The following is a 23,657-nucleotide window of genomic DNA, read 5'->3' as shown; positions in this document are numbered from 1 at the left end:
TTGCGCGGAAATTCGAACAAGTGTTTCACTCGGAGGGCAGTGCTACCGAGGAGGCCTCATGCGCTGGGAGAACCTCACCGAGTCCGCGGAACACGGACGGGCCGACGCCGCCCTCTTCGGCGCCGACGCGGTGGTCAGCCGTACGTTCGACACGCCCGAGTTCGCCGGGATCACCTTCCACGAGATCCGGGCCCGTTCGATCATCAACCGGGTGCCGGGCGCCTCCCGCATGCCCTTCGAGTGGACGGTGAACCCCTACCGCGGCTGCTCCCACGCGTGCGTGTACTGCTTCGCCCGCAAGACCCACAGCTATCTCGACCTGGACACCGGCCTCGGCTTCGACTCGCAGATCGTGGTCAAGGTGAACGCACCCGAGCTGCTGCGCCGCCAGCTGGCCTCGCGCCGCTGGACCGGCGACCACATAGCGATGGGCACCAACGTCGACTGCTACCAGCGCGCGGAGGGCCGCTACCGGCTGATGCCGGGCATCCTCGCCGCCCTGCGCGACCAGGCGAACCCCTTCTCGATCCTGACGAAGGGCACGCTGATCCTGCGCGACCTCGACCTGCTGCGGCAGGCCGCCGCGGTCACGGACATCGGCATCTCGGTCTCGGTCGGCTTCACCGACCCGGACCTGTGGCGCACCGTGGAGCCGGGCACGCCGGCTCCGGAGCGGCGCCTGGACGTCGTACGGACGCTGGGCGAGCACGGCATCGGGTGCGGGGTGCTGATGGCGCCGGTGATCCCGTTCCTGAGCGACGCTCCGGCGCAGCTGCGGGCGACCGTGCGCGCGATCGCGGCCGCCGGGGCCACCTCGGTCACCCCGCTGGTGCTGCACCTGCGGCCCGGCGCCCGCGAGTGGTTCATGGCCTGGCTGAACCGGGAGCACCCGTATCTGGTACGCCGTTACGAGCGGCTCTACGCGGACGGCGCCTACGCTCCCAAGTGGTACCAGCGCCGGATCACCCGTCAGGTCCATGAGCTGGCCCAGGAGTACGGCATCGGTCCCGCGGGCGCGGGGATGCCCCGGCGGATCCGCGAGCCGGAGCCCGAGGTCGAGCCGGTGTCCGAGCCGGTCCAACTCACGTTGATCTGAGAGCGTTCGAGCGCATCGGACTGACCAATCGGGTCAAGTTCTGTCAGAACACGTTCTTCCGGGCCTACTTTCCGGGACGATGCCGCGTGGACCGTGAGACTCGCGGTCCGCCACCCTCCGTCCTGGGAGGACCCCATGAGAAAGCGCGCAGCCGTGCTGTGCGGTGCCGCGGTCGTCGTGGCCGGGACCTTCACCGCGGTCCCCGCCGAGGCCGGCACCCCGCAGAACACCCAGAGCTCTTCCACCCCCCAAGCCGCTCACGCCGCGAAACCCACCTGGAAGAAATGCGGCACCGCCGACTATCCGACGCTCCAGTGCGCGTCCCTCAAGGTGCCGCTCGACCACGCGCACCCGCGCGGACAGCAGATCACCCTCGCGCTCTCCCGCGTCCCGCACACCGCGAAGAAGTACCAGGGTCCGCTGCTGGTCAACCCCGGCGGCCCCGGCGGCAGCGGCCTGACCTTCGCCGGATTCATCGCCTCCGGCCTGCCCAAGGCCGTCGCCGCCCAGTACGACGTCATCGGCTTCGACCCCCGCGGGGTGGGCGCGAGCAAACCCGCCCTCAACTGCAAGCCGGGCCACTTCGACCCGGTGCGCCCGGACTCCGTGCCGAGCACACCGGCGATCGAGCGGGCCAACCTCAAGCGCGCCAAGTCCTTCGCCGCCGCCTGCGGCCGCAAGTACGCGAGTGTCCTGCCGTACATCGACACCCTCAGCGCCGTGCGGGACATGGACTCGATCCGCCAGGCCCTCGGCGCCAGGAGGATCAACTACTTCGGCTACTCGTACGGCACCTATCTCGGCGCGGTCTACGCGAAGCTCTTCCCGCACCAGGTGCGCCGCCTGGTCCTGGACTCCATCGTGGACCCGACCGGCGTCTGGTACGACGACAACCTCGCGCAGGACTACGCCTTCAACGACCGGCACCGCGCCCTGATGGCCTGGATCGCCAAGTACGACGCCACGTACAAGCTCGGCACCGACCCGGAGCGCATCGAGGCCAAGTGGTACGCGATGCGGGCGGCCCTCGCGAAGAAGCCCGCGGGCGGCAAGGTCGGCGCCTCCGAACTGGAGGACACCTTCATCCCGGGCGGCTACTACAACGGCTACTGGCCCTATCTGGCCGAGGCGTTCGCAGCGTACGTGAACGGCAGGAACGCCGATCCGCTGGTCGAGGCGTACGAGAACTTCGGCGCCGTGGACGCGTCCGGGGACAACGGCTACAGCATCTACACCTCCGTGCAGTGCCGTGACGCCTCCTGGCCGCGCGACTGGCGCCAGTGGCAGAAGGACAACTGGGACGTGTACGAGAAGGCGCCGTTCATGACCTGGAACAACGCCTGGTACAACGCGCCGTGCGCGTTCTGGCCCACCAGGTCGCTGCACCCGGTGAACGTCGCCAACGGCAAGCTGCCGCCGGCCCTGCTCTTCCAGGCGACGAACGACGCGGCCACCCCGTACGAGGGCGGTGCCACGGTCCACCAGTTGCTGGCGGACTCCAGTCTCGTCGTCGAGGAGGGCGGCGGGAACCACGGCATCACGCTGAGCGGCAACAAGTGCCTCGACAAGCACCTGGCCGCCTATCTGACCGACGGCAGGGTGCCGCGCGGCGGCGGTGAGGCCGACGCGGTGTGCGCCGCGCTGCCCGATCCGAAGCCGCTGACCTCCAAGGCGGCGTCGACGTCCTCGCGCGGCGCGGCGCTGCACGGACTGCTCGGCCCCCGCGGCTGAGCGTCCGACGCTCCGTCGGGGACGGGCGTTGTCAGTGCCGTGGTCCACCATGGACGCATGAGTGAGCTGACCAGGATTCCCGCCCCCGCCGGGGTCGCCCCCGCGGCCCAGTACTCCCACGTGGTGCTGGGCCGCGGCCGTCTCGTGGCGGTCTCGGGCCAGGTCGCCGTCGACGAGGACGGCGGGCTGGTCGGGGACGGCGACCCCGCCGCACAGGCCCGGCAGGTCTTCGAGAACCTCCGCCGCTGCCTGGCCGCCGCCGGGGCGGACTTCGACGACGTCGTCAAACTCACCTGCTTCGTCACGGACATGGCCCACATGCCGGCGATCCGCGCCGCGCGCGCCGAGCACATACCCGACGACCGGCTGCCGGCGACGTCGGCCGTGCAGGTGGCGGCGCTGGTGCGGCCGGAGTTCCTGATGGAGGTCGAGGCGTTCGCGGTGCTGGACGGTTAAATGGCAGGCCGGTGAGGACAGCGGCTGCCTAGGGTGCCGTCATGGACGACCCCCTCCTCATCCGCGAGATGACCCTCGCCGACTGCGACCGCGTCTCCGAGATCCGGATCCGGGGCTGGCAGAGCGCGTACCGGGGGCTCATGCCCCAGCCGTTCCTCGACGCGCTCAGCGTGCCCGAGGACGCCGAGCGCCGCCGAGCCCGGTTCGGACGGGGCGGCGGCAGCGTGGTGGACCTGGTCGCCGAGCGGGACGGCGAGATCCTCGGCTGGGCCTGTCACGGCCCCTACCGCGACGGCGAAATCCGCACCCGGGACGCCGAGTTGTACGCGATCTACGTGGACGCGCGGCGGTACGGCAGCGGACTCGGACACGCACTGCTCCAGGAGTCCGTACGCCGCTGCACGGCCGCCGGCCACCCCCGCATGCTCCTGTGGGTCCTCAAGGACAACGCCCGCGCCCGGCGCTTCTACGAACGCCACGGCTTTCGGCCCGACGGCGCCGAGGATCCCTACGAGGTGGACGGGGTGGCTGTGCCCGAGGTGCGGTACGTCAGGGACCTGTCCCCCTGACACCTCTGCGCTGCCCGGGAATCCTCGCGAGCGCCCGCACCGCCGCCTCCGCGAGCGCGGGATGCGCCAGGGCCTCGTTGAGCACGGGCCGGGCGCGGGCGTCGGCCAGCGTGCCGAGGCCCTCCACACAGGCGAGCGCCACCCGGCGGTAGGGGTCGTGCGGGCGCAGCCGGCGCTCCAGTGTGGTGATCAGGGCGGGGACGGACTCGGGGGCGCGCAGCTCGGCGAGCAGCCGGACCGGGTGCAGGGCGTAGGCGACCCGCAGTTCGTTGGTGGCGAGCGCTGCCGCTGCGCGGGCCGTGCGCGGGTCGTCCAGCCGGGCGAGGGCGTACGCGGCGGCGGCGCAGCGCGGTGGGTCGCGGTGGTTGAGCAGCAGGACGAGCGACTCGAAGGCCCGGCGGTCCCCCGCGAGCCCGAGCCGGAACGCGGCCAGCTCCCGGGCCCACAGGGGCTGTCCGGGCTCGGTCAGCACGCCGGCCAGTTCGTCCGGGTCCTCGGTCGCCACCAGACGGTCGAAGTCCGCCGGCGCTCCCGACTCCTGCCGTAAGCGCTCCGTGACCGATCGCAACTCTTCGTCCATGAACCCGAGGTTAGGGGGCGGACCCGGGGCGCGGGACGTACATCACAAATCCGGGGGCTGGCGCGCTCGTTACCCACCGGTTAAGCTCAGACGAGCGAGTTACCCACTCGCGGAACTCCTTGCGGTGGCCTGGTGACGCAGCCGCCGCGAGAGAAGTCGGTTCGGTACCTCGGGTACCACCAGCACGACCCGGCCAGGGACAGGGCCGGTCGGTTCCACCGTTCTGCGGGCATGTGCGATGCCCGCGAGCACGGTCCGGGCGTGTGCGCTCGCAGCCCGGCAACACCCGCATCCAGCAGTTTCTCCCGCGCCCGGTGCGCCTTGCGGCGTACCGGTTCGCGCTCCCAGTCGTCACCCTCATTCCTGGAGTTCCGCGATGGCCACTCCCCTGTCCGACCCCTCTCTGTCCCCGCTCAGGACGATCGCCGTCGTCGGCCTCGGCACCATGGGCACCGGCATCGCCGAGGTCCTCGCCCGGGCCGGCCGCGAGGTCGTCGGCATCGACATCAGCGAGGCGCAGGCCGCCAAGGCCGTCGCCACCCTGGAGGCCGCGACCGCCCGTGCCGTGGAGCGCGGCCGGCTCAGCGAGCAGGAGCGCGCGGACGTCCTCGCCCGTGTCCGCACCTCCACCGACCTGCGCACGGCGGCCGACGCCGACCTCGTCATCGAGGTGGCCCCGGAGTCGTACGAGATCAAGCACCAGATCTTCCGCGAGCTCGACGCGATCGTGCGCCCGGAGACGATCCTCGCGACCGGCACCAACGCCCTGTCCGTGACCCGTCTGGCCGCCGACTCGGCCCGCCCGGAGCGGGTCCTGGGCCTGCACTTCTTCAACCCGGCGCCCGCAATGAAGCTGGTCGAGGTCGTCTCCTCGGTGCTCACCGCCCCGGCGGCCGTCACCGCGGTCACCAACCTCGCCCTCGACCTCGGCAAGGAGCCCGTCGCGGTCGGCGACCGGCCCGGCTTCGTCGCCGACGGGCTGCTGTTCGGCTACCTCAACCAGGCGGCCGCGATGTACGAGGCGAAGTACGCATCCCGCGAGGACATCGACGCGGCGATGCGGCTCGGCTGCGGTCTGCCCATGGGGCCCCTCGCCCTGCTCGACCTGATCGGCGTCGACACCGCGCGCACGGTCCTGGAAGCCATGTACGCCGAGTCCCACGACCGCCTGCACGCCCCCGCCCCGATCCTCAAGCAGCTCAGCGAGGCGGGTCTGACGGGCCGTAAGTCGGGACGCGGCTTCTACACCTACGAGGCCCCGGGCAGCGCGACGGTCGTGCGGGACGCGCTGACGCCCCTGGAAAGCACCGAGAAGGTCGCCGGCCGTGAAATCCGTTCGGTCGGGGTCGCCGGTTCCGGCACCATGGCGTCCGGCATCGCGGAGGTCTTCGCCAAGGCCGGCTACGAGGTCGTCCTCGCCGCCCGCAGCGAGGAGAAGGCGCAGACGGCGAAGGCCCGTATCGGCAAGTCGCTTTCCCGCTCTGTCGACAAGGGCCGGATGACCGCCGAGGCGGCCGCGCAGACCCTGGACCGGATCACCGCGGCGGGCTCCTACGAGGCGTTCGCGGACGTCGACCTGGCCGTCGAGGCCGTCGCCGAGGACCTGGAGATCAAGCGGCAGCTGTTCCAGGCGCTGGACAAGGTCTGCAAGCCGGGCGCGGTCCTGGCCACCACGACCTCCTCGCTGCCCGTCGTCGCCTGCGCCCGCGCCACCTCGCGCCCGCAGGACGTGATCGGCATGCACTTCTTCAACCCGGCGCCCGCGATGAAGCTGGTCGAGGTCGTCCGCACGGTCCTGACGGCCGAGGACGTCCACGCCACGGTCCGTGAGGTCTGCGGGCGGATCAAGAAGCACGCGGTCGACTGCGGCGACCGCGCGGGCTTCATCGTGAACGCCCTGCTCTTCCCGTACCTCAACAACGCGATCAAGATGGTGCAGGAGCACTACGCGTCCCTCGACGACATCGACGCGGCGATGAAGCTGGGCGGCGGCTACCCGATGGGCCCCTTCGAGCTGCTCGACGTGGTCGGCCTGGACGTCTCGCTCGCGATCGAGAAGGTCCTGCACCGCGAGTTCCGCGACCCGGGTCTGGCTCCGGCCCCGCTCCTGGAGCACCTGGTGGCCGCGGGCTGCCTCGGCCGCAAGACCGGCCGTGGCTTCCGCGAATATGCCCGCCGCTGAGCACGTCGGCGACTGGTTCACCGGCGGCGAGGACTGGGGCGGACTGCTCGATCCGGGCAGTCCCTCCCCGCCCGCGGGACCCGGCGGCTCCCTGCCGGGTCCGGGCGGGACAAACCCCGGACACGCGCGCCAACCTGCGCACATGCAGTACGTTCGGGTCATGTCCCAGCCCGCCAGGTCGTCCCGTACACCAGCCACGCCCGACGCGCCGGAGAGTGCCGCAGGCAGTCGCGCGGCCGCCCAGCGGCTCAAGATGCGCCGAGAACTGGCCGCCGCCGCGATGGAGTTGTTCTCCACCAAGGGGTACGAGGCGACGACCGTCGACGAGATCGCGGCCGCGGCCGGTGTCGCCCGCCGCACCTTCTTCCGCCACTTCCGCTCCAAGGAAGAGGCGATCTTCCCCGACCACGACGACACCCTGATCCGGGCGGAGGCCGTGCTGAACGCGGCCCCCGCGCACGAGCACCCGCTCGACACGGTGTGCCGCGGCATCAAGGAGGTCATGAAGATGTACGCGGGCCGGCCGGACATCTCGGTCGCCCGCTACAAGCTGACACGCGAGGTGCCGACGCTGCGGGAGGCGGAGATCGCGTCGGTGGCCCGCTACGAGCGGCTGTTCACGCGGTATCTGCTGGGGCACTTCGACGAGCACGCCCATGACGACGACGCCAACGACGACCCCCTGCTGGCGGAGGTCGCCGCCTCGGCCGTCGTCACCGCGCACAACCACGTGCTGCGGCGCTGGCTGCGGGCCGGCGGACAGGGGGACGTCGAGGCGCAGCTGGACCACGCCTTCGCGATCGTGCGCAAGACCTTCGGGACGGGTATCGGAGCGGGGCGGGACACCACCGCCCCGACGCGGCCGGCTCCCGCCTCGGTGACGTCCCAGGGCGAGGTACTGGTGACCGTCGCCCGCACCGACGCACCGCTCGACGAAGTGATGCGGGCCATCGAGCACGCGCTCAAGGAGCGCTGAGCAGCTCGTCGACGCTGTGATGACGGCCACCCTTCGGGGTGGCCGTTTTGGCATGTCAGTGACCCTTTTCAGCCATCTCTCCAGCCGCGTTCGATCGATCATCGCTCATTTGTTACGTAAAGATTTCATCTGAGGGCAATCTCTGGCACTCAGTGCCTTGCACGGTGGCACGCGGTGTCTTACGTTGAAGGAGTCCGGGCGGCCGGCGTGCAGAGACCTTTCGCACGCCGGCTGTCCCAGCAACTCATCGAGCTGCCCGCCCGGACGCCTGCGTCACAGGCAACCTCCCGCGCCACAAAGCGCTGCCGCACTGCATGACCGCCGAACCGACGGCACCGACGTAACCCTCAGCGTCTCCCCTCAAGACGCCATTCGCCGGAGGCAACACCGTGACCGTGAAGGACATCCTGGACGCGATCCAGTCGCCGGACTCGACGCCGGCCGACTTCGCCGCCCTGCCGCTCCCCGACTCGTACCGCGCGATCACCGTGCACAAGGACGAGACGGAGATGTTCGCGGGTCTGGAGACCCGCGACAAGGACCCGCGCAAGTCGATCCACCTCGACGAGGTGGCCCTGCCCGAGCTGGGCCCGGGCGAGGCGCTCGTCGCCGTCATGGCATCGAGTGTCAACTACAACTCGGTGTGGACCTCGATCTTCGAGCCGCTGTCGACCTTCGGCTTCCTGGAGCGCTACGGCCGCACCAACGAGCTGGCCAAGCGGCACGACCTGCCGTACCACATCATCGGCTCCGACCTCGCGGGCGTGGTCCTGCGCACCGGCCCGGGCGTCAACGCCTGGAAGCCCGGTGACGAGGTCGTCGCGCACTGCCTGAGCGTGGAGCTGGAGTCGTCCGACGGCCACAACGACACGATGCTCGACCCCGAGCAGCGCATCTGGGGCTTCGAGACCAACTTCGGCGGCCTGGCCGAGATCGCGCTGGTCAAGTCGAACCAGCTGATGCCCAAGCCCGACCACCTGTCGTGGGAGGAGGCGGCCGCCCCCGGGCTCGTCAACTCCACCGCCTACCGCCAGCTCGTCTCCCGCAACGGCGCCGGCATGAAGCAGGGCGACAACGTCCTGATCTGGGGCGCGAGCGGCGGACTCGGCTCGTACGCCACGCAGTTCGCGCTCGCCGGCGGCGCCAACCCGATCTGTGTCGTCTCCTCGCCGCAGAAGGCGGACATCTGCCGGGCGATGGGCGCCGAGGCGATCATCGACCGCAACGCCGAGGGCTACAAGTTCTGGAAGGACGAGAACACCCAGGACCCGAAGGAGTGGAAGCGCTTCGGCAAGCGCATCCGCGAACTCACCGGCGGCGAGGACATCGACATCGTCTTCGAGCACCCCGGCCGCGAGACCTTCGGCGCCTCCGTCTTCGTCACCCGCAAGGGCGGCACCATCACCACCTGCGCCTCGACCTCGGGCTACATGCACGAGTACGACAACCGCTACCTGTGGATGTCCCTGAAGCGGATCATCGGCTCGCACTTCGCCAACTACCGCGAGGCCTGGGAGGCCAACCGGCTCATCGCGAAGGGCAAGATCCACCCGACCCTGTCGAAGGTCTACTCCCTGGAGGAGACCGGCCAGGCCGCCTACGACGTGCACCGCAACCTCCACCAGGGCAAGGTCGGCGTGCTGTGCATGTCCCCCGAGGAGGGCCTGGGCGTGCGCGACCAGGAGAAGCGCGCCCAGCACATCGACGCCATCAACCGCTTCCGGAACATCTGAGGACCGCGGAGGCCATAGATGACAGAGCGTCAGAAGGACCGGCCGTGGCTCATGCGCACGTATGCCGGCCACTCCACGGCCGAGGCGTCCAACGAGCTGTACCGGCGCAACCTCGCCAAGGGCCAGACCGGTCTGTCGGTGGCGTTCGACCTGCCGACGCAGACCGGCTACGACTCCGACCACATCCTCGCCCGCGGCGAGGTGGGCCGGGTCGGCGTGCCGATCGCGCACCTCGGTGACATGCGCCGGCTGTTCCAGGACATCCCCCTGGAGCAGATGAACACCTCGATGACGATCAACGCCACCGCCATGTGGCTGCTGGCGCTCTACCAGGTCGTCGCCGAGGAGCAGGGCGCGGACGTCACCCAGCTCCAGGGCACGACCCAGAACGACATCGTCAAGGAGTACCTCTCCCGCGGGACGCACGTCTTCCCGCCGGGACCGAGCCTCCGTCTGACGACCGACATGATCGCGTACACGGTCTCCCACATCCCGAAGTGGAACCCGATCAACATCTGCAGCTACCACCTGCAGGAGGCGGGCGCCACGCCGGTCCAGGAGATCGCGTACGCGATGTCGACGGCCATCGCGGTCCTGGACGCCGTCCGGGACTCCGGCCAGGTGCCGCAGGAGCGCATGGGCGACGTCGTCGGCCGGATCTCCTTCTTCGTGAACGCGGGTGTCCGCTTCATCGAGGAGATGTGCAAGATGCGCGCCTTCGGCCGCATCTGGGACCAGGTCACGCGGGAGCGCTACGGCATCGAGAACCCCAAGCACCGCCGCTTCCGCTACGGCGTCCAGGTCAACTCCCTCGGGCTGACCGAGGCGCAGCCGGAGAACAACGTCCAGCGGATCGTGCTTGAGATGCTGGCCGTGACCCTCTCGAAGGACGCACGCGCGCGTGCCGTCCAGCTGCCGGCCTGGAACGAGGCCCTCGGTCTGCCCCGGCCCTGGGACCAGCAGTGGTCGCTGCGGATGCAGCAGGTGCTGGCGTACGAGAGCGACCTGCTGGAGTACGAGGACATCTTCGAGGGCTCGCACGTCGTCGAGGCGAAGGTCGCGAAGCTGGTCGAGGAGTCCTTCGCGGAGATCGAGCGGATCCAGGAGATGGGCGGCGCGATGGCCGCCGTCGAGTCGGGCTACCTCAAGTCGCAGCTCGTCTCCTCGCACGCCGAGCGCCGGGCCCGGATCGAGTCCGGGCAGGAGAAGATCATCGGCGTCAACATCTTCGAGACGACCGAGCCGAACCCGCTCACCGCCGACCTGGACACCGCCATCCAGACGGTGGACCCGGCCGTCGAGGCGCGGGTGATCGCGGGGCTCCAGCACTGGCGCGACACCCGCTACCAGCCGCCCTTCAACCACCCGCGCCCGTGCAAGGCGCTGGAGCGGCTGAAGGAGGCCGCCAAGGGCACGGACAACCTCATGGAGGCCACCCTGGAGTGCGCCCGGGCGGGCGTGACGACCGGCGAGTGGGCGGGGGCCCTGCGGGAGGTGTTCGGCGAGTTCCGGGCGCCCACGGGTGTCTCCTCGGCGCCGGTGGCGGTGCCCGCGGAGGAGGGCTCGGCGATGGCCGGGGTCCGCCGCAAGGTCGACCTCACGGCGAAGGACCTCGGCGTCGGCAAGCTCCGCTTCCTGGTCGGCAAGCCGGGCCTGGACGGGCACTCCAACGGGGCCGAGCAGATCGCCGTCCGCGCGCGTGACGCCGGCTTCGAGGTGGTCTACCAGGGCATCCGGCTGACCCCGGAGCAGATCGTGGACGCGGCTCTCGCCGAGGACGTGCACGCGGTGGGCCTGTCCATCCTGTCCGGCTCGCACGCCCAGCTGGTGCCGGACGTCCTGGAACGACTCCGTGTGGCCGGTGCCACAGATATACCTGTGATCGCCGGTGGCATCATCCCGAATGGTGACGCCGAGCAGCTGCGGGCAGCCGGAGTGGCCGCGGTCTTCACCCCGAAGGACTTCGACATCACCGGAATCATCGGCCGGATCGTCGACGAGATCCGCAACGCGAACAAGCTCGACCCCCTGGAGGTCCCCGCATGACCGTCAACCGTCTCCGCCCGCGGCGCTCCTGCCTGGCGGTACCGGGCTCGAACCCGCGCTTCCTGGAGAAGGCGCAGGGCCTCCCGGCGGACCAGGTCTTCCTCGACCTGGAGGACGCGTGCGCCCCGCTCGCCAAGCCCGAGGCGCGGCACACCATCGTCAAGTTCCTCAACGAGGGCGACTGGACCGGCAAGACGAGGGTCGTGCGGGTCAACGACTGGACGACCGAGTGGACGTACCGCGACGTCGTCACCGTCGTCGAGGGCGCCGGCCAGAACCTCGACTGCATCATGCTGCCGAAGGTGCAGACGGCCGAGCAGATCGTCGCGCTCGACCTGCTGCTGACCCAGATCGAGAAGACCATGGGCTTCGAGGTCGGCAAGATCGGCATCGAGGCGCAGATCGAGAACGCGCAGGGCCTCAACAACGTCAACGAGATCGCGACCGCCTCCCAGCGCGTCGAGACGATCATCTTCGGCCCGGCCGACTTCATGGCGTCCATCAACATGAAGTCGCTGGTCGTGGGCGAGCAGCCGCCCGGCTACCCGGCGGACGCCTACCACTACATCCTGATGAAGATCCTGATGGCGGCCCGCGCCAACAACCTCCAGGCCATCGACGGCCCCTACCTCCAGATCCGCAACATCGACGGCTACCGCGAGGTCGCCCAGCGCGCCGCCGCGCTCGGCTTCGACGGCAAGTGGGTGCTGCACCCGGGCCAGGTCGAGGCGTCCAACGAGATCTTCTCGCCCTCGCAGGAGGACTACGACCACGCCGAGCTGATCCTGGACGCGTACGACTACTACACGTCCGAGGCGGGCGGCAAGAAGGGCTCGGCGATGCTCGGCGACGAGATGATCGACGAGGCCAGCCGCAAGATGGCGCTGGTCATCTCCGGCAAGGGGCGTGCGGCGGGCATGCAGCGCACGTCGAAGTTCGAGATCCCGGAGGCCTGAGCGCGATGCAGTTCGGACGCACCTACGAGGAGTTCGAGGTCGGGGCGGTCTACAAGCACTGGCCCGGGAAGACGGTCACGGAGTACGACGACCACCTCTTCTGCCTTCTCACCATGAACCACCACCCGCTGCACATGGACGTCAACTACGCCGAGCAGACGACGGACTTCGGCAAGAACGTCGTGGTCGGGAACTACATCTACTCCCTGCTGCTCGGCATGTCCGTGCCGGACGTCTCCGGCAAGGCGATCGCCAACCTGGAGATCGAGTCGCTGAAGCACGTGGCGCCGACCTTCCACGGCGACACGATCTACGGCCAGACGACCGTGCTCGACAAGTGGCCCTCCAAGTCGAAGAACGACCGCGGGATCGTGTACGTCGAGACCAAGGGCTACAAGCAGGACGGCACGCTGGTCTGCGTGTTCCGCCGCAAGGTCATGGTGCCCACCGAGACCTACATCAAGGAGCGCGGCGGCGAGCAGCCCGGCCGCCCGGAACTTCAGGAGGGCTGAGCCCGATGGCACGCCTCGCCCAGACCGCCGGTCTGACCGACATCCAGCAGGAGATCCTGTCCACCGTCCGCGACTTCGTGGACAAGGAGATCATCCCGGTCGCGACCGAGCTGGAGCACCGCGACGAGTACCCGCAGCAGATCGTCGACGGGCTCAAGGAGTTGGGCCTGTTCGGCCTGATGATTCCCGAGGAGTACGGCGGTCTGGGCGAGTCCCTCCTGACGTACGCGCTGTGCGTGGAGGAGATCGCCCGCGGCTGGATGTCGGTGTCCGGCATCATCAACACCCACTTCATCGTGGCGTACATGCTCAAGCAGCACGGCACGCAGGAGCAGAAGGACCACTACCTGCCGCGGATGGCTGCCGGCGACATCCGGGGCGCCTTCTCGATGTCGGAGCCGGGCCTCGGCTCGGACGTGTCCGCCATCACGTCCAAGGCGGTCAGGGACGGTGACGAATACGTCCTCAACGGCCAGAAGATGTGGCTGACGAACGGCGGAACGTCAAGTCTGGTCGCCGTTCTCGTCCGAAGTGATGAAGGACACCCCGAGGGCACCGCGCCCCACAAGTCCATGACGACCTTCCTGATCGAGAAGGAGCCCGGCTTCGGAGAGGTCCGCCCCGGCCTCACCATCCCCGGGAAGATCGACAAGATGGGCTACAAGGGGGTCGACACCACTGAGCTGATCATGGATGGCCTGCGGCTTCCCGCCGATCGGGTGCTCGGCGGGGTCACCGGCCGAGGTTTTTACCAAATGATGGACGGAGTGGAAGTCGGCCGCGTGAATGTGGCGGCGCGTGGCTGCGGCGTCGCTCAGCGTGCCTTCGAACTGGGCGTCCAGTACGCCCAGCAGCGTCACACTTTCGGCAAGGCGATCGCCCAGCACCAGGCGATTCAGTTCAAGCTGGCCGAGATGGCTACCAAGGTCGAGGCCGCGCATGCGATGATGGTCAACGCGGCTCGCAAAAAGGACTCCGGGGAGCGAAACGACCTTGAGGCAGGGATGGCGAAGTACCTCGCCTCCGAATACTGCAAGGAGGTCGTGGAGGACGCCTTCCGGATCCACGGCGGCTACGGCTTCTCCAAGGAGTACGAGATCGAGCGCCTCTACCGTGAGGCTCCGATGCTGCTGATCGGTGAAGGTACCGCCGAGATCCAGAAAATGATCATCGGTCGCAGGCTGCTCGAAGAGTATCGGTTCCAGGGCTAGATGTCCGGATACGGGGTGTTTTCTTGGAGAAGAAGATCACACCCCGTTCCCACGGTTCAGCCGCCGACTCGGCTTCCTGGCTTGCCCAGTTGTGGCCCGCGACCGGTACGATCCCGGAAAGCCGCCGTCCCCCGTCTAGTGCGCGGCATCATCCGCTACGAAGGTCATCCATGCCCCACAGCCAAACCTCTGCACCTCGCGACAGCCTGGCAGGCGTACGCCTCGCGCGCGGAGCATCGCCGTGGCTCCTCCCGACCGTCGCCACCGCAGCACTGAGCCTGGTACGCGCGCGCAAGTCGGGCGCCGCCAAGGCCGTCGCCGTGCCCGCCACCGCGCTGGCGGCGGGCATGCTGTGGTTCTTCCGCGACCCCGAGCGCGAGATCGCCCCGGGCCGGGTCATCTCGCCCGCCGACGGTGTGGTGCAGAGCATCATGCCGTGGAAGGACGGGCGCACCCGCGTCGCGATCTTCATGAGCCCGCTCAACGTCCACGTCAACCGCGCGCCGCTCTCCGGCACGGTGACCTCGGTCGAGCACATCCCCGGCGGGTTCGTTCCGGCGTTCAACAAGGAGAGCGAGAACAACGAGCGCGTCGTCTGGCACTTCGACACCGAGCTCGGTGACATCGAGATGATCCAGATCGCCGGCGCGGTGGCCCGTCGCATCGTGCCGTACATCCCGCAGGGGACGAAGGTCGAGCAGGGTGACCGCATCGGTCTGATCCGGTTCGGCTCGCGCGTCGACATCTACCTGCCGGAAGGCGTGGAGGTCGCGGTCGAGGTCGGCGAGAAGACGGTGGCTGGGGTGACTCGCATTGACCGTGATTGATCCCGAGACACAGGCGGGCTGGGTGCCCGAGGCCGACGAGGTCGACGACGACGAGGAGATGCCTCTTTCTCTCCGCCTGTCGATAGCGGACACCCTCACCCTCGGCAACGCCACGTGCGGCTTCATGGCGGTGTACTTCACCACCACCGGCATCCTGATCCCGCACCTGACCGACAGCCAGGAGTCCGGCATGGCGCGCAACAGCGCGGCCACGGCGGTCATCCTGATGCTGTGCGCGGCGGTCTTCGACCTCTTCGACGGCCTGGTGGCGCGCAAGCTGCGCTCCTCGCCGATGGGCGCCGAGCTGGACAACCTCTCGGACCTGATCAGCTTCGGCCTCGCGCCGGCCTACTTCGTGCTCGTCTACGGCATGGTCGCCGACGACGCCTCGCAGCGGGTGGCGGCGGTGGGTGCCGTGGTGGTGCTGCTCGCGGTGGTCCTCCGGCTGGCCAGATTCTCCTGCGTGACGGTGGCGAACGGCATGTTCCAGGGCATGCCGTCCCCGTTCGGCGCGCTCACGGTGGTCGCGATCGTGCTCCTTGAGCTGCCCTTCGTGGCGACGCTGCTGGCGATCCTGGGCACCGCGTGGCTGATGGTGAGCCGGGTGGAGTACCCGAAGCCGCGGGGGCGGCTCGCGGTGGCGATGCTCTCCTGGATCGTGCTGGCGATGGGTCTGCTCGCGGCCTGGGCGTTCGGTGCCCCGAGCGGCCAGCTCCTGCTCCAGACCGGCTGCGCGCTCCAGCTCGTCATGGGCGCCGTGATCCCGCTGTTCGCCACGGCCCGCCGGGTGAACAACTTCCGCGGCAACCGGCGCGAGGCACGGGCGGCGCAGCTGCCGTAGCGCCCGACCGTCGTACCAGCGAGGGGCCCGGACCGACATCGGTCCGGGCCCCTCCGCCGTACGCGCCCGATGCCCAGGCCCCGGCGCGTATCCCTCCGCCACCTCCCCGGCAACCGGCGCGAGGCACAGGCGCCACAGCTGCCGTCACGCCCGACCGTTGCACGGCCGAGAGGCCGCCCGGACCACTGCCGGTCAGGGCCCCTCCGCCGTACGCGAACCCGATGCCCAGGCCCCGGCATGCACCCCACCGCCACCTCCCCGGCAACCGGCGCGAGGCACAGGCGCCACAGCTGCCGTCACGCCCGACCGTTGCACGGCCGAGAGGCCGCCCGGACCGCTGCCGGGCCGGGCCCCTCCGCCGTACGCGCACCCGATGCCCAGGCCCCGGCATGCACCCCTCCGCCACCTCCCCGGCAACCGGCGCGAGGCACGGGCGGTGCGGCTGCCGTCGCGCCCGACCGTTGTACGTACTGCCGAGGGGCCCGGACCGCTGCCGGGCCGGGCCCCTCGGGTGTGCGGGTGCGGTGCTCAGGATCCCGGTGTGTACCCTTCCGCCGCCTTCGACGCCCCCGCCTCGCGTACGACCTTCATGCCGCCCGTGACGCTCTTGTCGGGCTGGAGGATCACGCTCTCGCGGGAGGACGGGGCCTTGGGGTCGGTGAAGTTCTGGATGACGCCGAAGCCGATGTCGTAGGAGTCGATCGACAGCAGGGCCTTGCCCACGCCTGCCCGCGTCAGGTCCTTGTTCGCGCAGGCCTCCTTCAGGGCCTCGCCGAACGCCGCCGCGGCGGTCCAGCCGGCGACGATGCCGTTGTCCAGGGCGTCCTTCGGGTAGGCGGCCCGGTAGTCGGCGACCAGCTTCTTCGCCCGCGGGGTGTCCGCGCCGATGGGGAGCGAGGGCGAGGCCACGTAGTAGTTCTTCATCAGGGCCGGCCCCGCCTGGGTGGCGAGGAGCTGCGGTGCGAACGCCGAATTGTTGCCGATGACCGGTACGGCGAAGCCGCTCGCCGCCGCCACCCCGACCAGCGAGGCCGCCTGCCGCGGACCCGCACTGAGCACGATCGCCTTGACGCCCGCCTGCTTGAGAGCGGTGACCTGGGCGGTCATGTCGTTGTCGGTGGGCTTGATCTTCTGCTCGACGACGGTCAGCCCGGCCTCCTTCGCGATGTGCTTCGAGCCGACCAGCGCGCTCTCGCCGTAGTCGCCCTCGAAGTAGACGTGGCCGATCTTGTCGCCCTTCCCGACCCCCTTCTCCTTGATCAGGAAGTCGATCGCGTTCATCGTCTCGATGTCGTAGGTGGATCCGATGACGCGGATGTAGGGGCTGCCGAGCAGCGCGGACGACCAGGCCTGCGGGAGCACCAGGCCCTTGTCCTGGCCGTCGACGCGCTGCTTGACCGCGGCGACGAACGGGGAGCCGATGAACTGGGTGAAGCCCAGCACCTTCGGTTCCAGCTCGGTGTAGCCGGAGACGGCCTTCTGCGGGTCGTAGCCGTGGTCGCGGACCGCGAGGTCCAGCTTGTAGCCGCAGACGCCTCCGGCGGCGTTGAGCTGCTTCACATAGAGCTGCTGGGCCTGGGTGACGCTCTTGCCGAGGGTCGCGTAGACGCCGGTCATGTCGGTGAGCGCGCCGAGTGTGATCGTCTTCCCGGAGATGCCCTCCCCGGTCTTCACACCGCCCGCGGCCCCCTTGCCGCCGTCTCCTTCGTCGGAGTCCTTGGCCTTCGAGCTGCATCCGGCGAGCACCAGCAGCGCGGCGAGCGCGCCCGCGGCGGCCCTGGCGCCGTACGTCCTGATCATCGTTCCTCCGCTGGGTGGGTTGTGACTCGACGCCGTACGGCCGTCCCGACCAGGCCGCCGGGCAGGAACAGCACCACCAGCACGACGGCGGCGCCGTAGAGGTACCGGGATGCCTCGCCCGGTGCGATCCCGCCCGTGCCGGGGGCGGAGACCAGCGGCAGCGCGTCGCTGTAGCGGGTCAGCAGCTGCGGCAGCAGGGACACGAACACGGCCCCGGCCACCGCCCCCGAGACCGAGCCGAGCCCTCCGATGACGATCATCGCGAGGTACTCGAGCGAGAGCGTGATGCCGAAGTAGTCGGGGACCGTCCGCTGGAAGACCAGCGCGAGCAGGACGCCCGCGAGGCCCGCGTACATCGACGACAGCACGAAGACGGCGGCCCGGTGCCGGGCGACCGGCACGCCGAGCACGCCGGCGGCGATGCGGTGGTCGCGGATCGCGTTCATGGCCCGGCCCGGCCGGCCGCGCAGGACGCCCCGCGCGAAGAGGGCGCCGGCCGCCAGCAGGACGAGACCGGCGTACCAGAGCTTCTCGGCCGAACCGAACGGCACGGCGGCGACGAGGAGCTCCCGGTCGTCGAAGGTGAGGCCGAACAGGCTCAGCGGCGGGACGTCACGGCCGTTGGCGCCGCCGGTCAGGTCGTGGGCGTTGAACATCACGTGCTGGCCGATGAAGACCAGCGCGAGCGTGGCGATGCCCAGGTAGGCGCCGCTGAGCCGCCCGGAGATGGGGCTGAACAGGCCGCCCGCGGCGCCCGCGACGAGCACCGCGAGCACGGCCGCGAGCCAGGTGGGCAGCCCGAGGCCGGTCAGTCCGTCGCCGCCGTCCGCCGCGAACACGCAGTAGCCGTAGGCGCCGACGGCGAGGAAGAAGGCGTGCCCCATGGAGAGCTGACCGGTCGCGCCGGTGAGGAGGTTGATGCCGATCGCGCCGATGGCGGCGGCCATCGCGAACAGGCCGGCCTGGAGCCAGAAGCGGTCCAGGTAGAAGGGCAGGGCGAGCAGGACGACGGCCCCGGCACCCCACAGCCACGCGCGCGTGCGGACCATCCGCAACGGCTTCACGAGCGCCTCAGACACGGGCGAGCTCCTTCGTGCCGAACAGCCCGGCGGGCCGTATGAGCAGGATCGCGACCATCACGAGGTAGGGGGCGAGGTCGCCCAGGCCCCGGCCCAGGAAGGTGAGATCGCTCTGGTAGCCGGTCGCGAGGGACTCCGTGACGCCGACCAGCAGACCGCCCACCAGGGCGCCCGTCGTCGAGTCCAGCCCGCCGAGGATGGCGGCCGGGAACGCCTTGAGCGCGGCCAGCGAGGTGGCCCGCTCCAGACCCGGCGTCGGGAACACGGTGAGGAACAGGGCGGCCACGGCGGCGAGCGCGCCCGCCACCGCCCAGGCGCCCAGCGAGACCCGGCCCAGCCGCACGCCCATCAGCGCGGCGGTCTCCGAGCTCTCCGCGGCCGCCCGCATCGCCACGCCCCACGAGGTGTACCGGAACGCCAGCAGGAACGCGGTGATGAGCAGCGCGGCGGCGACGAACGCGGCGATCCTGGTGTGCGCGAGGGAGATCGGCCCGAGCTTGAGCACGGCGTCCCCCCACGGGTCGCCGAGCGCCAGGACGTCCGTGCCGATACGGCGGGTCAGTTCGGTGGTGAGCAGGATGTCCACGCCGATGGTGACGATGGCGAGGACACTGTGGTCGCTGCCCCGGTAGCGCCGCATCACCAGGAACTCCACCGCGGCCCCGACGAGCGCGGCGCCCGCGATCCCGACGAGCAGGGCGGGCCAGAACCCGAGGTCGTCGTGGAGGGTCGCGGTGACGTACCCGCCGGCGAGCAGCAGGGAGGCGTGGGCGAAGTTGACGACCTCGGTGGCCCGGAAGATCACCACGAAGCCGAGCGCGATGAGCGCGTACACCGACCCGAGCGAGAGGCCGTTCAGCAGGATCTCGGCGAAGGTGCTCATGACGCGGCTCCCAGGTACGCCTCCACGACGGCCGGATCGTTCTGTACGTCGGCGGGGGCGCCGTCGGCGATCCGGCGCCCGAAGTCCAGTACGGTCACCGCGTCCGCGAGCCGCATCACCACCCCCATGTCGTGTTCCACCAGCACGATCGAGATGCCGAGGGAGTCGCGGACACCCGCGATCACCGCGGCCGTCCGGCGTCGTTCGTCGGCGGTCATGCCCGCGACCGGCTCGTCGAGGAGCAGCAGCCGGGGTTCCATGCACAGCGCGCGGGCGAGTTCGGCGAGCTTCTGCTGCCCGTACGGCAGGGAGCCCGCCGGCCGTGCCAGGCAGTCCGCGATGCCGACGAACTCGGCGATCTCCCTGACGCGTTCGCGATGCACCCGTTCCTCGCGGGCCGCCGACGGCAGCCGCAGTCCCGCGGCGAGGAAGCCGGTGCGGGTGAGCCGGTGCCGGCCGAGGAGCAGACAGTCCTCGACGGAGGCGCGGGGCGGCAGCGCGAGGTTCTGGAAGATGCGGGCGACACCGAGGGCGGCGATGCGGTGCGCGGGCATGCCGGTGAGCTCGTGCGCGCCGAGGCGGACGCTGCCGGCGGTGGCCCGGTAGACACCGGACAGGACGTTGAAACAGGTGGACTTTCCGGCGCCGTTGGGCCCGATGAGGGCGTGGACGGTGCCGGGACGCACGGTGAAGCCGACGTCGTCGAGGGCGGTGAGCCCGGCGAAGCGGACGGTCAGCCCGCGCACCTCCAGGGGGTCCATCGGGGTCAGCCTCTCCATCTCGTGAGCGTGCGTTGTGCCGGCCGGTCCGCGTCGGCCGCCGCGTCCTCGTCGACCACGCCCAGGTAGCGGCGGCGGACCTCGTCGGAGGCGGCCAGTTCGGCGGCCGGGCCGGACAGGGTGACCTCGCCGACCTCCAGGACGTACGCGCGCGTGGCGAGCCGCAGGGCGAGGGCCGCGTTCTGCTCGACGAGGAGGACGGACGTGCCCTGGGCGTTGATCTCGCGGACAGTGTCGGCGATCCGCTGGGCCATGAGCGGGGCGAGGCCCAGGGAGGGTTCGTCGAGCAGCAGCACGCGCGGGGCGGCCATCAGGGCGCGGCCCACGGCGAGCATCTGCTGCTCTCCGCCGGAGAGGAGCCCGGCACGCTGGCCCGCGCGTTCGGCGAGGACGGGGAAGAGTTCGTGGACGCGGTCGAGAGCGGCGGAGCGCCCCGCGCGGGTGCCGCCGAGGGCACCCGCGCGGAGGTTGTCGGCGACCGTCATACGTGCGAACACCCTTCTGCCCTCGGGTACTTGGCAGACCCCGGCGGCCACCACCCGGTCGGGCGGGAGGCCGTCGAGGCGGCGGCCGTCCAGGGTGACCGTGCCCTCGGTGACCGCGCCGCCGTGGAAGGCGAGGGTCCGGCTGATCGCGCGCAGCAGCGTGGACTTGCCCGCGCCGTTGCCGCCCAGGACCGTCACCACGGTGCCCTCGGGCACCTCCAGGGACACCCGGCGCAGGGCGCGCACGGGGCCGTATCCGACCGACAGGTCGCGGACGACCAGTCCGGCTCCGGTCATGGACTCCCCCCTTGTCCGACTGGGTGTGAACTCGGTGTGGCTCGGTGTGGCGCTCACCCCAGCACCCGGCGCGGGCGTGCGTCCACGGCCCGCGGCGGAATCGCTGCGGGTGCCCAGCAGGCCGGTGCCACGGTTGTGCGTGCGCACAAGACCGCGTGTCAGGGGCCTGTGCGCGGGCTCGTCCCGATGGCATCCTCCGGTCATGGGTGGGCGAAGACTGCGGACCGGCCACGACTGGAAACTGCTCGCGGAGTCCTGCACGGCTCTGCTGGAGGGGGTGCCCGAGCTGGTCGACGAGCATCTGCGGCAACTCGCCGAGCACTCCCCCGTGTACGCGGGGGTGCTCCCCGCCGACCTCCAGTGGCGGGAGGCGGAGGAGGCGATCCGGATCGGCGTCGAGACCTTGTCGGCGCCGCGGGAATCGCCCCGCCGCGACCTGGAGCACGCCGAGGACCTGGGCCGGCGCCGGGCGCAGCAGGGGCTGCCGCTGGATCTGCTGGTGCACGCCTACCGCAACGCCGGCTATCTGGTGTGGGACGCGCTGGTGGAGGGCGTCGCCGGGCGGGAACCCGAGCGGCTCGCGGCGTTGATGCGGTCGGCGACGGTGGTGTGGTCGGCGGTGGACGCGCAGACCCAGGCGGCGTCGGAGGCGTACCGGGCGACCGAGGCGGAGCTGCGGCGGCGGACCGACGAACAGTTGCAGGCGCTGCTCGACGCGCTGCTGGAGGGGCAGGCGACGCCGGGGCTGGCGGCGCGGGCCGCCGCGGGACTCGACCTGCCGGAGCACGGCCCCTACGCGGTGGTGGTGCTGCGGGCGGTACGGCGGGACGCGCACGGGCAGCCGCTGCGGGGAGCCGGGTTCCGGTTCATCTGGCGGATGCGCGCCGACTGCGAGATCGGGGTCGTCGCCCTCTCGCCCGGTCAGGGCCTGGACGGCGTGGCGCGGGCGCTGGAGGGGCGCTGCTCGGGGCCGGGCGGCATCAGTCCGGTGGTGCCGGGGCTGGCCGAGCTGGGGCGGGCCCGGCGCCTGGCCGAGCTGGCCCTGCGCACCTGTCCCCCGGACGCCACCGCGGTCGTACGGCTCGACCAGCGGATGCCGACCGCGCTGGTGGTGAGCCAGCCCGAGCTCGCCGACCGGCTGGTGACGGACGTGCTCGGCGCGCTCCTGGAACTGGAGCCCGCCGACCGTGCCGTGCTCCTGGAGACCCTGGACGTGTGGCTGGTCTGCGAGGGCTCGGCGGGCCGCGCCGCCGGACGGCTGTACTGCCACCGCAACACGGTCTTCAACCGGCTGCGGCGGCTGGAACAGCTCACGTCCCGCTCACTGGCACGGCCCCGGGACCTGATCGAGATGACGCTGGCGCTGGACGCGTACCGGCTGTCGGGGGCGCGGGGGTGAGGGGCGGGCCGGCGCCCCTCGGCACCCGGTTCAGACCAGGAAGTCCCGGCCGATCCGTTCCGCCACGTCCTCCAGGATCGGGCCCGCCTCGGAGATGCACTTGCGGATGTCGGGCTCGGCGTCGGTGAGCGGGTAGACGCGGCGGATGCCGGCCCGGCCGAGGGCCTCCGGGGGCAGGGCGAGGCGGCCGCACACCGCGACCACCTCCTTGTCCTTGGCGCGGGCCGCCGCGGCGACGCCCGCCGGGGCCTTGCCGTGCAGGGTCTGCTCGTCGAGGGAGCCCTCACCGGTGATCACCAGGTCCGCCCACTCCAGCGCGGGCGCGAAGCCGAGGACGTCGAGCATGACCTCGATGCCGGGGCGGAAGGCGGCGCCGAGCAGGAGGGCGCCGTAGCCGATGCCGCCGGCCGCGCCCGCACCCGGCGAGGCGGCGTACTCGGCGGCCTTCGCGCCGACGGCGTCCTCCAGCACCTTCGCGTAGTGGGCGAGGGCGCTGTCCAGGGCCTCCACGTCGTCCGGGGAGGCGCCCTTCTGCGGACCGTAGACCGCGGGGGCGCCCTTGGGCCCGGTCAGCGGGTTGTCGACGTCGCTGGCCAGGATGAACTCGACGGACGCGAACCGCGGGTCCAGGCCCGACAGGTCGGCCGAGGCCAGTTCGGCGAGGCCGCCGCCACCGGGGGCCACCGGCTCGCCGTCGGCGTCCAGGAAGCGGGCGCCGAGCGCGGAGAGCATGCCCGCGCCGCCGTCGGTGGTGGCGCTGCCGCCCACGCCGAACACGATCGTGCGGGCGCCGGCGTCCAGCGCGGCGCGCAGCAGCTCGCCGGAGCCGTAGGTCGACGCCGTGAGCGGGGCGAAAACGCCCGCGGGCAGCCGCTGCAGACCGCTGGCCTCGGCCATCTCGACGACGGCGGTGTCCCCGCGGACCGCGAAGGCGGCGGTGGTCTCCTGCCCGAGGGGACCCGCGACCGCCACCTCCCGGCGCTCGAAACCGGCCGCGACCGCCGCGGCCACGGTGCCGTCGCCGCCGTCGGCGACGGGCAGCGACTCGACCTCCAGGTCGGGCACGACCCGGCGCAGCCCGGCCGTCACCCGCTCGGCGACCTGCACGGCCGTGAGCGAGCCCTTGAACTTGTCCGCGGCGATGAGCACGCGCTGTGTCACGTCTTCCCCTTGCTCTCCGGGCCTCACGCACGTCAAGGCCAGTCGCGCCGCTGCGACC

The 23,657-nt window shown here is 71.0% G+C and carries 21 protein-coding genes; 14 read left to right on the top strand and 7 right to left on the bottom strand.

The features are described from left to right. Positions 1-58: 58 nt before the first annotated feature. The 4 genes from M2163_RS37665 (at position 59) to M2163_RS37650 (ending at position 3,852) form a co-directional block, all read left to right on the top strand. Positions 59-1,096, top strand: coding sequence for an Rv2578c family radical SAM protein (locus tag M2163_RS37665; RefSeq protein ID WP_280848440.1), 1,038 nt, complete (start codon positions 59-61; stop codon positions 1,094-1,096). A gap of 135 nt (positions 1,097-1,231) precedes the next feature. Next, entirely contained in the window at positions 1,232-2,827 is a 1,596-nt protein-coding gene (locus M2163_RS37660; protein ID WP_280896223.1) for an alpha/beta hydrolase, read from the top strand. Positions 2,828-2,884: 57 nt separating this feature from the next. Beyond that, on the top strand, positions 2,885-3,283 hold the full coding sequence (locus tag M2163_RS37655; RefSeq protein ID WP_280848442.1) for a RidA family protein: 399 nt from the start codon (positions 2,885-2,887) through the stop codon (positions 3,281-3,283). A 41-nt stretch (positions 3,284-3,324) separates the two neighbouring features. Continuing rightward, positions 3,325-3,852 (top strand): GNAT family N-acetyltransferase, encoded by a 528-nt coding sequence (locus M2163_RS37650; protein WP_280848443.1) that lies wholly within the window; start codon positions 3,325-3,327, stop codon positions 3,850-3,852. Here M2163_RS37650 and M2163_RS37645 read toward each other — a convergent pair. Next, positions 3,833-4,432, bottom strand: coding sequence for an adenylosuccinate lyase (locus M2163_RS37645; protein ID WP_280848444.1), 600 nt, complete (start codon positions 4,430-4,432; stop codon positions 3,833-3,835). The genes M2163_RS37650 and M2163_RS37645 overlap by 20 nt on opposite strands. 376 nt (positions 4,433-4,808) lie before the next feature. Here M2163_RS37645 and M2163_RS37640 point away from each other — a divergent pair, with 376 nt between their 5' ends. The 9 genes from M2163_RS37640 (at position 4,809) to pssA (ending at position 15,716) form a co-directional block, all read left to right on the top strand. Then, positions 4,809-6,614 carry a 3-hydroxyacyl-CoA dehydrogenase gene (locus tag M2163_RS37640; RefSeq protein WP_280848445.1) on the top strand — a complete coding sequence of 602 codons (1,806 nt, stop codon included), beginning with the start codon at positions 4,809-4,811 and terminating at the stop codon, positions 6,612-6,614. A 160-nt stretch (positions 6,615-6,774) separates the two neighbouring features. Then, a complete protein-coding gene (locus M2163_RS37635) occupies positions 6,775-7,590 on the top strand; it encodes a TetR family transcriptional regulator (protein WP_280848446.1) in 816 nt (271 codons plus the stop codon). Positions 7,591-7,985: 395 nt separating this feature from the next. Beyond that, positions 7,986-9,323, top strand: coding sequence for a crotonyl-CoA carboxylase/reductase (gene ccrA, locus M2163_RS37630; RefSeq protein ID WP_280854045.1), 1,338 nt, complete (start codon positions 7,986-7,988; stop codon positions 9,321-9,323). 18 nt (positions 9,324-9,341) lie between these two features. Further along, a complete protein-coding gene (locus tag M2163_RS37625; RefSeq protein ID WP_280848447.1) occupies positions 9,342-11,369 on the top strand; it encodes a protein meaA in 2,028 nt (675 codons plus the stop codon). Continuing rightward, positions 11,366-12,325: a CoA ester lyase gene (locus tag M2163_RS37620; RefSeq protein ID WP_031475710.1), complete on the top strand. Its 960-nt coding sequence runs from the start codon at positions 11,366-11,368 to the stop codon at positions 12,323-12,325. The genes M2163_RS37625 and M2163_RS37620 overlap by 4 nt, the downstream gene beginning before the upstream one ends. A 5-nt stretch (positions 12,326-12,330) precedes the next feature. After that, on the top strand, positions 12,331-12,837 hold the full coding sequence (locus M2163_RS37615; RefSeq protein WP_053848017.1) for a MaoC family dehydratase: 507 nt from the start codon (positions 12,331-12,333) through the stop codon (positions 12,835-12,837). 5 nt (positions 12,838-12,842) lie between these two features. Next, a complete protein-coding gene (locus M2163_RS37610) occupies positions 12,843-14,048 on the top strand; it encodes an acyl-CoA dehydrogenase family protein (protein WP_280896222.1) in 1,206 nt (401 codons plus the stop codon). Positions 14,049-14,218: 170 nt separating this feature from the next. Beyond that, positions 14,219-14,875 carry a phosphatidylserine decarboxylase gene (locus tag M2163_RS37605; RefSeq protein ID WP_062036837.1) on the top strand — a complete coding sequence of 219 codons (657 nt, stop codon included), beginning with the start codon at positions 14,219-14,221 and terminating at the stop codon, positions 14,873-14,875. A gap of 22 nt (positions 14,876-14,897) precedes the next feature. After that, positions 14,898-15,716 carry a CDP-diacylglycerol--serine O-phosphatidyltransferase gene (gene pssA / locus M2163_RS37600; RefSeq protein ID WP_280854046.1) on the top strand — a complete coding sequence of 273 codons (819 nt, stop codon included), beginning with the start codon at positions 14,898-14,900 and terminating at the stop codon, positions 15,714-15,716. 528 nt (positions 15,717-16,244) lie between these two features. On the opposite strand, the gene M2163_RS37595 is transcribed toward pssA, so the two are convergent. Genes M2163_RS37595 through M2163_RS37575 form a run of 5 tightly spaced genes read right to left on the bottom strand, consistent with a single transcriptional unit; the run spans position 16,245 to position 21,039 of the window. Then, the gene (locus tag M2163_RS37595; protein ID WP_280896221.1) at positions 16,245-17,516 is read right to left on the bottom strand and encodes an ABC transporter substrate-binding protein; all 1,272 of its coding nucleotides are present in this window, start codon (positions 17,514-17,516) and stop codon (positions 16,245-16,247) included. Beyond that, on the bottom strand, positions 17,513-18,565 hold the full coding sequence (locus M2163_RS37590) for a branched-chain amino acid ABC transporter permease (protein ID WP_280854047.1): 1,053 nt from the start codon (positions 18,563-18,565) through the stop codon (positions 17,513-17,515). Before M2163_RS37590 ends, M2163_RS37595 begins: the two co-directional genes overlap by 4 nt. 22 nt (positions 18,566-18,587) lie before the next feature. Further along, positions 18,588-19,478, bottom strand: a complete 891-nt coding sequence (locus tag M2163_RS37585) for a branched-chain amino acid ABC transporter permease (RefSeq protein WP_280848450.1) — start codon at positions 19,476-19,478, stop codon at positions 18,588-18,590. Beyond that, positions 19,475-20,239 (bottom strand): ABC transporter ATP-binding protein, encoded by a 765-nt coding sequence (locus M2163_RS37580; RefSeq protein ID WP_280854048.1) that lies wholly within the window; start codon positions 20,237-20,239, stop codon positions 19,475-19,477. The genes M2163_RS37585 and M2163_RS37580 overlap by 4 nt, the downstream gene beginning before the upstream one ends. A gap of 5 nt (positions 20,240-20,244) precedes the next feature. Next, on the bottom strand, positions 20,245-21,039 hold the full coding sequence (locus tag M2163_RS37575) for an ABC transporter ATP-binding protein (protein ID WP_280848451.1): 795 nt from the start codon (positions 21,037-21,039) through the stop codon (positions 20,245-20,247). Positions 21,040-21,241: 202 nt separating this feature from the next. Here M2163_RS37575 and M2163_RS37570 point away from each other — a divergent pair, with 202 nt between their 5' ends. Next, entirely contained in the window at positions 21,242-22,438 is a 1,197-nt protein-coding gene (locus tag M2163_RS37570) for a helix-turn-helix domain-containing protein (RefSeq protein ID WP_280848452.1), read from the top strand. A 30-nt stretch (positions 22,439-22,468) separates the two neighbouring features. Here M2163_RS37570 and M2163_RS37565 read toward each other — a convergent pair whose 3' ends face one another. Continuing rightward, positions 22,469-23,587 (bottom strand): glycerate kinase, encoded by a 1,119-nt coding sequence (locus tag M2163_RS37565; protein ID WP_280897376.1) that lies wholly within the window; start codon positions 23,585-23,587, stop codon positions 22,469-22,471. Positions 23,588-23,657 lie beyond the last annotated feature (70 nt).

The organism is Streptomyces sp. SAI-135, from assembly GCF_029893805.1.
GTDB lineage: Bacteria > Actinomycetota > Actinomycetes > Streptomycetales > Streptomycetaceae > Streptomyces.
This window is presented reverse-complemented; position numbering and strand designations above follow the sequence as displayed.